The 12,770-nt window shown below is 44.7% G+C and carries 15 protein-coding genes and 1 pseudogene; 7 read left to right on the forward strand and 9 right to left on the reverse strand.

Annotated elements, in window-relative coordinates:
• From BLO31_RS04615 to BLO31_RS04635, 5 genes and pseudogenes are all read left to right on the forward strand, one after another.
• Nucleotides 1–248 (forward strand): ZrgA family zinc uptake protein (locus BLO31_RS04615; RefSeq protein WP_139158938.1); only part of this gene is annotated, 248 nt, incomplete at its 5' end.
• 64 nt (nt 249–312) lie between these two features.
• On the forward strand, nt 313–1,005 hold the full coding sequence (locus tag BLO31_RS04620; RefSeq protein WP_070963106.1) for an ABC transporter ATP-binding protein: 693 nt from the start codon (nt 313–315) through the stop codon (nt 1,003–1,005).
• Nucleotides 1,002–2,260: pseudogene (locus BLO31_RS04625) on the forward strand (ABC transporter permease). The gene BLO31_RS04620 and the pseudogene BLO31_RS04625 overlap by 4 nt, the downstream one beginning before the upstream one ends.
• Nucleotides 2,261–2,276: 16 nt before the next feature.
• A complete protein-coding gene (locus tag BLO31_RS04630; RefSeq protein WP_245688387.1) occupies nt 2,277–2,765 on the forward strand; it encodes a DUF3299 domain-containing protein in 489 nt (162 codons plus the stop codon).
• Between the two features lie 343 nt (nt 2,766–3,108).
• On the forward strand, nt 3,109–4,005 hold the full coding sequence (locus BLO31_RS04635) for a TIGR03899 family protein (RefSeq protein WP_070963108.1): 897 nt from the start codon (nt 3,109–3,111) through the stop codon (nt 4,003–4,005).
• Nucleotides 4,006–4,048: 43 nt separating this feature from the next.
• Here BLO31_RS04635 and pgi read toward each other — a convergent pair whose 3' ends face one another.
• Nucleotides 4,049–5,701, reverse strand: a complete 1,653-nt coding sequence (gene pgi, locus BLO31_RS04640) for a glucose-6-phosphate isomerase (RefSeq protein ID WP_070963109.1) — start codon at nt 5,699–5,701, stop codon at nt 4,049–4,051.
• A 280-nt stretch (nt 5,702–5,981) separates the two neighbouring features.
• Between pgi and BLO31_RS04645 the strand changes: the two genes are divergently transcribed.
• Complete coding sequence (locus BLO31_RS04645) at nt 5,982–6,401, forward strand: secondary thiamine-phosphate synthase enzyme YjbQ (RefSeq protein ID WP_070963110.1); 420 nt, start codon at nt 5,982–5,984, stop codon at nt 6,399–6,401.
• A 39-nt stretch (nt 6,402–6,440) separates the two neighbouring features.
• Here the strand turns inward: BLO31_RS04645 and alr are convergent, their stop codons facing one another.
• Entirely contained in the window at nt 6,441–7,517 is a 1,077-nt protein-coding gene (alr, locus tag BLO31_RS04650; protein ID WP_070963118.1) for an alanine racemase, read from the reverse strand.
• A gap of 14 nt (nt 7,518–7,531) precedes the next feature.
• Nucleotides 7,532–8,953 (reverse strand): replicative DNA helicase, encoded by a 1,422-nt coding sequence (locus tag BLO31_RS04655; RefSeq protein WP_070963111.1) that lies wholly within the window; start codon nt 8,951–8,953, stop codon nt 7,532–7,534.
• A 205-nt stretch (nt 8,954–9,158) separates the two neighbouring features.
• Between BLO31_RS04655 and BLO31_RS04660 the strand changes: the two genes are divergently transcribed.
• Entirely contained in the window at nt 9,159–9,923 is a 765-nt protein-coding gene (locus BLO31_RS04660) for a DUF481 domain-containing protein (protein ID WP_175443173.1), read from the forward strand.
• 67 nt (nt 9,924–9,990) lie between these two features.
• Here the strand turns inward: BLO31_RS04660 and rplI are convergent, their stop codons facing one another.
• The 6 genes from rplI to BLO31_RS04690 all read right to left on the reverse strand — a co-directional run bounded on the left by rplI (nt 9,991) and on the right by BLO31_RS04690 (nt 12,431).
• Nucleotides 9,991–10,443: a 50S ribosomal protein L9 gene (rplI, locus tag BLO31_RS04665; RefSeq protein ID WP_070963113.1), complete on the reverse strand. Its 453-nt coding sequence runs from the start codon at nt 10,441–10,443 to the stop codon at nt 9,991–9,993.
• A gap of 33 nt (nt 10,444–10,476) precedes the next feature.
• Complete coding sequence (gene rpsR, locus BLO31_RS04670; protein ID WP_000090471.1) at nt 10,477–10,704, reverse strand: 30S ribosomal protein S18; 228 nt, start codon at nt 10,702–10,704, stop codon at nt 10,477–10,479.
• Between the two features lie 16 nt (nt 10,705–10,720).
• Complete coding sequence (gene priB / locus BLO31_RS04675; protein ID WP_070963114.1) at nt 10,721–11,023, reverse strand: primosomal replication protein N; 303 nt, start codon at nt 11,021–11,023, stop codon at nt 10,721–10,723.
• An 8-nt stretch (nt 11,024–11,031) separates the two neighbouring features.
• A complete protein-coding gene (gene rpsF / locus BLO31_RS04680; protein WP_070963115.1) occupies nt 11,032–11,412 on the reverse strand; it encodes a 30S ribosomal protein S6 in 381 nt (126 codons plus the stop codon).
• A gap of 270 nt (nt 11,413–11,682) precedes the next feature.
• Entirely contained in the window at nt 11,683–12,168 is a 486-nt protein-coding gene (gene bfr, locus BLO31_RS04685; RefSeq protein ID WP_070963116.1) for a bacterioferritin, read from the reverse strand.
• A gap of 74 nt (nt 12,169–12,242) precedes the next feature.
• Complete coding sequence (locus BLO31_RS04690; RefSeq protein WP_070963117.1) at nt 12,243–12,431, reverse strand: (2Fe-2S)-binding protein; 189 nt, start codon at nt 12,429–12,431, stop codon at nt 12,243–12,245.
• Between the last annotated feature and the right edge of the window lie 339 nt (nt 12,432–12,770).

Below are 12,770 nucleotides of genomic sequence, written 5' to 3' on the forward strand. Positions count from 1 at the left end.
ATGACAAGCACGACCACGATCATGACCACCATGACCACGACAAGCACGACAAGCACGACCATTCAGGTCATGGCGAGTTTACCGTTGAGTATCATTACGAATGTGAGCAGTTTAGCCAGCTAAACGAACTTGAAGTAAACTGGTTTGAACAATTCAAAAACACTCAATCTATCGGTGCAAACGTACTAACAGATAAAACTCAAACCGCTGTTAAACTAAGCGCTGACAAAACTAAAATCTCTCTATAACAAAAATGCCCGGCAGTTGAGTTAAACTGCCGGGTGACTTATTTATTTTTACTGGTATGCAATTATGAACGCAGTTGTTGAGCTAACTGGGGTAGAGTTCCAATGGCCGAATTCCAGTGAACCCACTCTAATCATTGATCACATGAGAGTGAATCAAGGAGAGCACCTATTTATCAAAGGCCCAAGTGGATGCGGAAAATCGACGCTATTGAGCCTGCTAACGGGAATTAACCGCCCCCATCAAGGGCAAGTAGAAGTGCTTGGACAAGATCTTTGTCGCTTATCTAGCCGACAAAGAGATAAGTTTAGAGCGGATAACATAGGCTATATTTTTCAACAATTTAATCTCTTGCCATACCTAAATGTGATTGAAAATGTCACTCTGCCTTGTCACTTTTCTCCCCAGAGACAGAAACATGTCCAAGGCGACAGTAAGTACAAAGCAACCCAACTTTTAGAAAGATTACACCTACCGACAAGCCACTTAACCAAACCTGTCAGCGAGCTTAGTATTGGACAGCAACAGCGCGTTGCAGCAGCGCGGGCGCTGATTGGTAGCCCAAAGCTCATTATTGCCGATGAGCCAACGTCATCGCTCGATCACGACAACCGAACAGCCTTTATTGAACTGCTTTTAGAACAAGCCAATCGAGCCAACTCTACCCTGCTCTTTGTTAGTCACGATCCGACACTAGAGCCACTATTTGATAGATCCTTAGACCTCACCGAATTAAATCGCGCAGGAGTGAAGTTATGACCGCCACCCTCAGCCTGGCTTGGAAAAGTGTGCTCAATAGAAAAACGACAGCACTGCTCACTATACTAACCGTCGCGATTTCGGTCATTTTGCTACTGGGGGTCGAACGCATTCGCACACAAGCGAAAACGAGTTTTGCCAATACCATATCTGGTACTGACCTTATCGTAGGTGGACGTTCAGGACAGGTTAACCTTCTTCTCTACTCCGTATTTAGAATCGGCAATGCCACCAATAATATCGACTGGAAGAGCTATGAAGAGTTCAGCCAACATCGATCCGTCGATTGGGCCATTCCTTTATCACTAGGCGATTCCCACCGTGGATTTCGAGTTTTAGGTACCAATCACAGCTATTTCGAGCATTACCGTTACGGAAAAAAACAAGCACTGGTATTGGAAAAAGGCCAAGAGTTCAGTGGATTATTCGAAACCGTTATCGGTTCCGATGTTGCTAAGTCTCTGGGTTACGATATCGGCACCGAGATAATTATTGCTCACGGAATTACAGATGTTGCTTTAGCCGCCATGAAAATACCCCATTTAAAGTGGTCGGCATCCTAGCCCCAACGGGTACACCAGTGGATAAAACTGTTCACGTCTCACTTGAAGCGATAGAAGCAATTCACGTGGGCTGGGAAAGCGGAGCTCAACTCGGCAACGTACCAAGTGCAGAATATTTGCTCAAACAAGACTTTCAACCAAAGCAAATTACCGCCATGTTGGTAGGTTTAAAATCCAGAATTCAAACATTTGCGCTGCAAAGGGAAATCAATACCTACCGACAGGAGCCGCTGAGTGCCATTATGCCGGGCGTCGCCCTGCACGAACTGTGGGGTATGATGTCCGTTGCCGAACAAGCATTAATGACCGTTTCGGTTTTTGTGGTTATCGCCGGCCTGTTAGGAATGCTCAGTAGTCTTTTAACAAGCTTGCAAGAGCGAAGAAGAGAGATGGCAATCCTAAGAGCAATGGGGGCCAGACCGAGACATGTCTTTAGCTTACTGACCTTAGAAGCGAGCTGCTTAACTGCCGTCGGTGTGATTGTTGGCGTGGGAGGGCTTTACCTCTTACTGGCCATCGTCTCACCTATTGTTCACCAATCCTATGGAATTCAGCTAAACATCACAGCTTTAACGTTTCACGAGTGGATGCTACTTGGTTTCGTGCAGTTGGCTGGCATAATTATTGGCTTTATACCGGCAATACGTGCCTATCAGCAATCGCTCAGTGATGGCATGACCATAAGGATCTAAAAGTACAATGAAGAAAATGTTTGCCATTTTATGCTTTGCATTGGCATTAATGCCAATGCAAAGCGTGGCCGATGAAGATGTACTCACGCTAGACTGGATCGATTTGATCCCAGAACACGAGCGTAACGCATTCGATAGCTATGGTATGCCTATGCCCGAAAGTCATGATGGAGATGCGGCCAAGCAATCAACCGTGGGCGGCGTTCGCCCAGAGTTAAATGGCAGTAAGGTAAAAATACCAGGCTTTGTTATTCCATTAGAAGGGGATGCGAATACCGTCACCGAGTTTTTACTCGTCCCATACTTTGGTGCTTGTATCCACGTTCCGCCACCGCCGCCTAACCAAATCATCTATGTTAGGTACAAAGAGGGGGCGCCGATCCAACAGCTTTGGGATGTCATCTATTTGATAGGTGAACTAAAGACTGAGCAGGTAAGCCATGAACTTGCAGAGGTGGCTTATGTCATCGAAGGTACAGCTATTGAAGAGTACGACGATATGTAATTGCCCTTTCCAATGACACCTGTTAATTATCTTCTTAGCTTATGTATCTGGACAAATAGATTAAAACTGCCAAATACAACAACAACAGCAAGGCAATTGACAGGTGCTTCTTCAGTTTATTGTCATTTAAAAACTTCATAAGCCCCTCTAAAAATGCGATAACAATTTTAACAACTTATTATCATTTGTGATAGCAGATTTTTCCTATCTTGCTCACAGACTTCTAGTGGTAGTAACGCCTTGAAAGGAGTACATTATATTAATTAACCTCGCGCAGTCGGGTATATCGCTTAATGTAATCGCTAATCAACAGAGACGCTTAGGTAAGGGAGGAACCATTACTATGGCGGATACTAAAAAACCTGTCGTCATTGAACACGGTAATGGGAAACGCAATCACGAGAAGAAATCGGCCTATATCAAAGATAGTGCAAGCCGCGTCCTCTCTATCGCTCAAACCTATGGTCTTGATGCCCTCTTACAAACTGAAAAGCCAGAAAAAAGCACCTTAGAACGAGCCTTACTCAGAGAACGACGTCGCAAAGAGCAAAGGCAAAAAAACCTCGAACAGATTTTAAAATTGGCTCATATATCGTGCAAAGATGAAACCGCTGGCGATCCCGATCAGGATTGGCTCTACCGCTATTTCGATATGGCCCATGAAGTCCACAACCCGTCCATGCAGCGTCTTTGGGCTCAAGTATTAAAACGCGAAGTCACAAACCCAGGCTCCACGTCAATGAAGGCATTAAAAGTACTTCAGGACATGACACCTAAAGAAGCTCAAATATTACAAAGAGCAGCATCGCTAGCTTGTAGCTTTGGCGGAGATAGCAATCGCAAGTTGATGGTGGGATATCGCGCTAAAGGAAGCATGTTTAGCTTCGGTAAGCGCACGACTACAAACAACCTAAATACTGGAAGTTTCCAGCTACCTTATTCAAGCCTTTTAGTCCTATTTGAGTTGGGATTGATGCATGGAACGGAACTAGAGTCTGGCGAAATTGAGATGGAGTCACCGCTCCCTTTTGCCTACCAAGGTAAGAACCTTTCGCTACAGGTTCACGGCAAAGGCGTTCGCCTACTCTACTATCGTTTTAGTCCTACGGGAAATGAGCTTTGCAAGCTACTGGGCAACAAAAATAACATGCAGTACTACGATCAGCTGGTGGCATTACTGAGTCAGAAATTTACCGTTCACACCGAAGTCAAAGGCGGAACAGTCGACCAAACGGTTTAAACATAAAAAAGAGCGCCAATTGGCGCTCTTCTTGCATTTGGCTTTAAGCTTTAAACGCTTTAAATGCGTTGATTAAGCCATTAGTTGAGCTGTCGTGTGAGCTAATTTCACTGCTGTCAGCCAGCTCAGGTAAAATTTGGTTAGCCAGTTGCTTACCAAGTTCCACACCCCATTGGTCGAAGCTAAAGATGTTCCAAATAACACCTTGCACAAAGATCTTGTGCTCGTACATTGCAACCAAGTTGCCAAGAGTACGCGGCGTGATTTGCTTAACCAGAATTGAGTTAGTAGGGCGATTGCCTTCAAACACTTTAAACGGGACAAGTGCTGCAACGTCCTGCGCAGATTTACCCGAAGATGCGAATTCCGCTTTGACCGTCTCTTCTGTCTTACCAAATGCCAAAGCTTCCGTTTGCGCAAAGAAGTTAGACATCAGTTTTTGATGGTGGTCACTCGCAGGATTGTGGCTCAGTGCTGGTGCAATAAAGTCACAAGGAATCAACTTAGTACCTTGGTGAATCAATTGGTAGAAAGCGTGTTGACCATTAGTTCCCGGTTCACCCCAGATAATAGGGCCAGTTTGATAAGTCACAGCGTTGCCATCGCGATCAACGTATTTGCCGTTTGACTCCATGTTGCCCTGTTGGAAATACGCAGCAAAACGGTGCATGTACTGATCATAAGGTAGAATGGCTTCTGACTCAGCACCGTGGAAGTTATTGTACCAAAGGCCAATTAGCGCCAAAATCACTGGTAAGTTTGATTCAAACTCAGTTTCAGCAAAGTGCTTATCCATTTCATGAGCACCTTCTAGGAGCTCAACAAAGTTGTCGTATCCGACGGCTAGCGCAATCGAAAGACCAATCGCAGACCACAGCGAATAACGACCGCCAACCCAGTCCCAAAACTCGAACATATTGTCTGTATCAATACCAAACTCAGCAACAGCAGAAGCATTGGTCGAAAGTGCAGCAAAATGCTTAGCGACATGGCTTTCCTCGCCCGCGGACGCCAAGAACCAATCACGAGCAGAGTGTGCGTTAGTCATGGTTTCCTGTGTTGTGAAGGTCTTTGATGCAATAAGGAAAAGGGTCGTCTCTGGATTAACTTTCTTCAGAGTCTCAACAATGTGCGTGCCATCGACGTTCGAAACAAAGTGCAAGTTCAAATGGTTTTTATACGGGGCAAGCGCTTCTGTTACCATGTAAGGGCCAAGGTCAGAACCACCGATACCAATATTGACGATGTCGGTAATCGTCTTACCCGTATAACCTTTCCACTCACCATTAATTACGCGGTCAGTGAAAGACTTCATTTTCTCTAGTACCGCGTTAACCGCAGGCATAACATCTTCGCCGTCAACTTTAACAGCACTGTTTGAGCGATTGCGCAAAGCAGTGTGAAGCACTGCGCGATCTTCCGTCTGGTTAATCGCTTCACCACTAAACATTGCAGTAATAGCAGATTTGAGTTCAGTCTCATTTGCTAGTGCAAATAGATGCGATAAGGTTTCTTCGTTGATCAGGTTTTTCGAGTAATCAACCAGAATGTCGCTGCCGAAACGAGCTGAGAACTTGTCAAAACGTTGCGCATCCTGATTAAACAACTCAGTCAGATCCATATCTTGTGCTGATTCAAAATGCGCTGTGAGCGCTTTCCATGCTTGTGTTTGCGTTGGATTGATATTTTTCAACATGGTATCTATTCCAATGGTAGAGTAGGTTTTTATTCTGTCGAGTTTGCCTTTTAGCTATCGAATCAGAATCCCCGATTTAGCAAAAATAACTTGGGTTTTTGCATTGCAACAAGCAGCAAAAACTTTGTAATAAATTTTCAAACCGTCATTATGACGTAGCCCACTTACCCCATCATTGAGGTAGGTCACGTAAGCGAACCTGAATTGCAAAATGTCGATAACTAATGACACGATAACGTGTCACAAGCATTTTGCCAACGAGAAAGTAGAGTAAAGCAATATGTGGATACAGAAGAACCTAAGTCTCAAAGCCCGCCGCCGAGGATTCCATCTAATCACTGATGAAATTGAACAACAATTACCAGAAATCAGGACTCTATCTGTGGGTTTATTACACCTGTTTATTCGCCATACTTCCGCTAGCCTAACTCTTAATGAAAATGCAGATCCCACCGTGCGTCAAGACATGGAATCTCACTTCAACAAATATGTTCCAGAGCGCGCACCCTATTATTTGCACACTTATGAAGGGGATGACGATATGCCCGCTCACATCAAAGCCTCTCTGCTTGGATCAAGCGTATCGATTCCAATATCAAACGGCCAATTGGCAACAGGAACTTGGCAAGGCATCTACTTAGGAGAGCATCGTGACCACGGAGGCAGCAGAACCATTGTGGCCACAATTCATGGGGAATAGAAAGAGCCTGTCTAATTGACAGGCTCTTTGAGTTCAAATCTAATCGATGTATTCCATTTCAACTCGTGAGGTGAGTTTGGTCACTAACTCGTAAGCGATGGTGCCAATATGAGCGGCGACTTTCTCAGCTGGCAGCAGTTCTCCCCATAAAATCGCTTCGTCACCGACTTTATCATTGGCATTCGGGCCAAGATCCACCGTAAGCATATCCATCGACACTCTTCCTGCAATAGGGACTTCGCGCCCATTGACTAAGACAGGTGTACCATTTGGCGCCGTTCTCGGGTAGCCGTCTCCGTAACCAATGGCAAGTACGCCCACTTTAGTGTCTCGTTTACTGGTCCAAACACCGCCATATCCAACACTTTCCCCTTTTTTTACCTCTCTTACCGAGATCAAGTGAGACTTAAGCGTCATAACAGGACGATAGCCAAGTTCGGAAGCCGTCTTGTCATTGAACGGTGAAACACCGTACATAATGATCCCTGGCCGAACCCAATCTAGTCGACTTTGTTCCCAAGCTAGAAGCCCTGCTGAAGCTGCAAGAGATCGCTCCCCTTCACACCCATCGGTCAATGATAAGAATAGCTCTGTCTGCTCTTGAGTGATGGACTTGTCCAGCTCATCTGCACAACCAAAATGACTCATATACCTCAACGGCTTAGCAACGTTATCACAGGCTTTTAAGCGTTTTACAAAGCTGGAGAAGTCTTCAGGTCTTACACCTAAGCGATGCATGCCGCTATCAATCTTAAGCCAAACCACTACCGGAGTTTCTAGTTCAGCCTGTTCAAGCGCCGCAAGCTGCTCTTCGCAATGTACGACCGTCTGAATGTTGTTTGTCACTAAGACAGGCAAGTCACCAGAGGAGTAGAACCCTTCTAGCAGAAGAATGGGTTTAACCACCCCACTCGCTCGCATTTGAAGTGCCTCTTCAATTCGCGCGACGCCAAAAGCATCAGCACCATGAGCGTGAGTCGCTACATGCTGCAAACCATGGCCATAAGCATTCGCTTTTACCACTGCCATGATTTTGCTTTCCGGTGACTGTTCTTTTACTTTCTTGAGGTTAGAAGCAAGTGCATTGAGGTTGATGGTTGCGGTGGCCGCTTTCATATAGGTCATGCAAATTACTCGTCATCATCAAATGCAGGGCCTGCATAATTATCAAATCGTGAGAACTGGCCTTGGAAGGTAAGTCGAACGGAGCCGATAGGACCATTACGCTGCTTACCTAGGATGATCTCTGCCGTACCCTTCATTGTGCTATCTGGGTTGTAGACCTCATCGCGATAGATAAACATGATCAAGTCGGCATCCTGCTCAATAGAGCCCGATTCACGCAAGTCTGAGTTAACCGGACGTTTATCTGCACGTTGCTCCAAAGAGCGGTTAAGCTGTGAAAGTGCAACCACGGGAACATTTAGCTCTTTTGCTAATGCTTTTAAAGAGCGAGATATCTCCGCAATTTCAAGAGTACGGTTATCGGAAAGGGCGGGAACACGCATCAACTGAAGGTAGTCGACCATAATAAGCGACAGACCGCCGTGTTCACGCGCAATTCGACGGGCTCTAGAACGGACTTCGGTTGGTGTCAGACCAGAGCTGTCATCGATATACATGTTCTTCTTCTCCATAAGAATACCCATGGTAGAAGAGATACGAGCCCAATCTTCATCATCCAACTGGCCTGTACGAATTTTGGTTTGGTCCACTCGCGACAATGACGCCAGCATACGCATCATGATCTGTTCCGCCGGCATCTCAAGAGAGAAGATCAGTACTGGTTTTTCCTGCTCCATCGCCGCGTTTTCACACAAGTTCATTGCAAAAGTGGTTTTACCCATCGAAGGACGAGCAGCGACAATAATAAGGTCAGAGCCTTGGAGGCCCGCCGTTTTTTTGTTTAGATCGGTAAAGCCAGTGTTAACACCTGTCACACCATCTTGCGGTGTTTTATAAAGGATCTCGATACGCTCTAGCGTTTTTTCCAAAATGTTGTCTACATTCTGTGGGCCTTCATTTTCATTGGTGCGAGATTCGGCGATAGCAAAAACTTTCGATTCAGCGAGATCCAGTAGATCTTCTGACGAACGTCCTTGTGGATCATAACCCGAGTCTGCTATCTCATTCGCCACACCGATTAAATCGCGAACCAGAGCACGCTCAGCAACGATATCGGCATAGGCATTAATGTTAGCGGCACTCGGAGTGTTTTTAACCAGATCAGCTAGATAAGCAAAGCCGCCCACATCTTCAAGTTGTTCTCGCTGCTCTAAAAATTCTGAGATGGTGATCAAATCGAGAGGCTTACTATCTTCAAGGATACTCTTTACACCTTCGAAGATCAGTCTATGCGGTCGACTGTAAAAGTCTTTAGCAACAACGCGTTCGGCAACCGTATCCCAACGCTCATTATCAAGTAGTAAACCACCAATAACAGATTGCTCGGCTTCGAGCGAGTGTGGTGGTGCTTTTATTGCGTCTACTTGGGCGTCTTTGGGTTTGTTGTTTCGGTTGTCTTTTCTAAAATCGGTTCGCGTGTCAGCCATGAGAATGCTCGATAAGATCGTATCAACCGACCATTATACTCAAGCCTTTGCAAGATGCGAGGACGGAAATCATTGAATTGGGAGCCATTCAATTTCCAACTATTTCCTTTATCAATTCCTAAATGGATTTTGACTTATCCCTGACGGGAAACTGCGGTAACTCGATTACCATCCTTGTTATCTACATTCAGAAATGAGGGGCTCAGTGTCTAAAATTTGGCTTACCGGAATTGTGCTGCTTTGTGCACCTGTCGTTTGGGCAGAAGAGACGGTTACCACGGATGCGGATATTGAAATACCTTCGCCTTGGAACACGGAAATGGAGTTCGGCTATCAAGCTCATAGTGGCAACTCCGATTCAAAATCACTCAACTCACGTCTGAACGCTGAGTATATAAAGGGGCGCCATCGAACCAGTGGTGAGTGGAAGTTTTATATGCTTTACAAAGACGGAGAAGAGGACAAGCGCCAATCCACCTATTCGGCTCAATCGGACTATAAGTTAGGAGCAAAAACTTATTTATACGGGAGCTTCAAAGGGGTGGAGTCTCGTTACAGCGCTTACTTCAAAGACTATACACTATCGAGTGGATTGGGTTACCAGTTTACCAACACCAAACGTTTTTTATTAGAACTCGAATTGGGCCCCGGTTATCGTTATCAAGAACCTAACTTAGATGAAATCGACGACGACGACATCATCTTTCCCAACACCGTTGCGGAAGGGATTTTTCGAGGTAATATCAATACGCGCTGGCAAGCATTAGATAACTTGAGTTTTTCTGCCGATATCACCATGGTTGCGGGTAAGAGCAATACACGCGTTGATACGGAAGTGAGTATGACAAACAACATCACCGAAGATATCGCTCTTAAACTTTCGCACTCTCGTCAGTATCACGACAAAGTGCCAGAAGGGTTAGAGAATTCCGATACCATTTTCTCCGCCAACTTGCTCTTTCTCTTTTAAATCGCCTAGCTTTAGGCATAAAAAAACACCAGCCAAGGCTGGTGTTTTGAATCGTCTTAGACTGAAATTATTCAGCAGCAACAACTTGTAGGTTGATTTGAGCAAACACTTCAGAGTGAAGTTGGATGCTGATTTCGAACTCACCAGTGTTACGTAGTGCACCTTCAGGAAGGCGAACTTCGCTCTTAACAACTTCAACGCCTGCCGCAGTGATTGCGTCAGCGATGTCACGAGTACCGATAGAACCGAATAGTTTGCCTTCGTCACCAGCTTTAGAAGCGATAACAACAGCTTCTAGAGCGTTAACTTTCTCAGCGCGAGCTTCTGAAGCAGCTAGTTGCTCAGCAACTTTAGCTTCTAGCTCAGCACGACGAGCTTCAAACATTTCAACGTTAGCTTTAGTAGCCATAACTGCTTTACCCTGAGGGATAAGGAAGTTACGAGCGTAACCAGATTTAACGTTTACAGTGTCACCAAGACCACCTAGGTTACCGATTTTATCAAGTAGAATAACTTGCATTGTTTAATCCTCTTTCTTAATAAAACGAACCGCTTACTGATGCTTATCAGTGTACGGTAGTAGAGCTAGGTAGCGAGCACGCTTGATTGCGCGAGCTAGCTGACGCTGATACTTAGCACTTGTACCAGTGATACGGCTAGGTACGATTTTACCAGCTTCAGTGATGTAGTTTTTAAGAGTTGCTACGTCTTTGTAATCAATCTCTTGTACGCCTTCTGCAGTGAAACGGCAGAATTTACGACGACGGAAGAAACGAGCCATGGGCTATCTCCTGATCTTAAATTTGAGTAATGTTATCGGCATGCAATACTAATTTACCAACGCCATTTCGGCCGGTTTGATAAGTGACAAAACCACTCACCGTAATATTGCTGCCTTGTACTAAATGTTGAGTTAATGAGTTTGACTCAGAGCCACTAACCACCACCGGCATCCGGCAGTAAACTTGTCTAGGTAAAGACGCTTCGACAACAGTAGAACGATGTTCTAACCAGAATCGACAATGTTCAATACCACCAGGACTCTTGCTTCGAATGGGAGGTTTAGCAATCGTGCCACTTAGCTCCATTCGATTGGTCATTTCACAAATTACTCAGCAGCTGCTTCTGGCTTAGACTCAGAACGCTCTTCACGACGTGGCGCGCGCTCTTCTTTTTGCTTAAGCATGATTGATTGCTCAGTCACTGCAGATTTAGTACGCATGATCATGTTGCGTAGAACTGCATCGTTAAAGCGGAAAGCAGTTTCCAGCTCGTCGATAACAGCTTGGTCAGCTTCAACGTTCATTAGAACGTAGTGAGCTTTGTGAAGCTTGTTGATTGGGTAAGCCAGTTGACGACGACCCCAGTCTTCTAGACGGTGGATAGTACCGCCAGCTTCAGTGATAGAACCAGTGTAACGCTCGATCATGCCAGCAACTTGCTCGCTTTGATCAGGGTGCACCATGAATACGATTTCGTAATGACGCATGTAAATTGCTCCTTACGGATTATTCAGCTTCCACAATTGGCCCGGTCATCCAGAGGAAGCAAGGAACTAAAGATAATTGACCGAGAATTAAGGAGCGAGAATAGTACAGAAAGAACGCAATTTAAGCAAGGAAAATGTGATATTGAACTGGATAGAAAACCGACCCTAATTTCGTGTGTAAACTGCGCCATTTTGGTGTGCCTATTGAGACAAAAAAACCGCTAACCCAAGGCTAGCGGCTTAACATGATGACGAAATAAAATGGCAAGGTTAATCGTCTTCGTCATCATCCACGTATTGCGCTTGTAGATAATTCTCGATACCCGTGAGATCGATGAGCCCCAACTGGGTTTCCAGCCAATCCACGTGCTCTTCTTCATCTTCGAGAATGTCTTGGAACAGATCGCGGGAAACGTAATCGTGGACATCTTCCGCATAAGCGATCGCCGCTTTGAGATCAGGAATCGCTGCCATTTCGACTTTTAAATCGCATTCCAGCATTTCTTTGGTATCTTCACCGATCATGAGTTTTCCAAGATCTTGAAGGTTTGGTACCCCTTCTAGGAACAAAATGCGTTCCACTAGATGATCAGCGTGTTTCATTTCATCAATAGACTCTTCGTACTCTTTATGGGCTAGGTGTTTTAATCCCCAATCCTTGTACATTCGCGCATGAAGAAAATATTGATTGATTGCTACCAGCTCGTTACCGAGCACTTTGTTGAGATGTTGTATTATGATTGGATCGCCTTTCATGGCAGCGCCCTCCTCTTTGGCTCTTAATAAGCGTAGAACCAAATAAGAAGGTGTCAAAATATGGCGAGTGGCGATTAACTCGCTTTTTGGTACTGTATTACTCCAGTTTCATCTAAAATCTCTTTTGCCATCTTCACGCATTTGCCGCATTGACTACCAAGAGCCGTACATTTTTTTATGCCTCTGATATCAGTGATACCTTCTTCCAAGACTAACTTCTTGATTTTCTTATCAGAAACTCCGTGACATACACAAACGTACATAAAATAAAACCCGTAATACAACCTAGAAATGAAATATAAACAATAATTGTTCTTATTACCAGTTAGATCTAAATCCGATTAAGACCAATTTGTTATAACCAAATGGATATAAAAACCACGTAAAACACTTAGAAATTTAACCACAGTTTTTGTAAGTTATATTGTGTTTATAAGTTATTGAAGACAATAAGAATAAACAAGGAAAGGACTTTTCAGACGATGTGGTATTGGATTTTTTCTTATAACCAAAATGAAAAAGGGAAGCCGAAGCTTCCCTTTTTCTCGATGCGATTATCGCAATCTCTTCAATCAATTCCTAAGAATTAGTCGAAGATCTTA

Source organism: Vibrio sonorensis (assembly GCF_001854765.1).
GTDB classification, from domain to species: Bacteria; Pseudomonadota; Gammaproteobacteria; order Enterobacterales; family Vibrionaceae; genus Vibrio; species Vibrio sonorensis.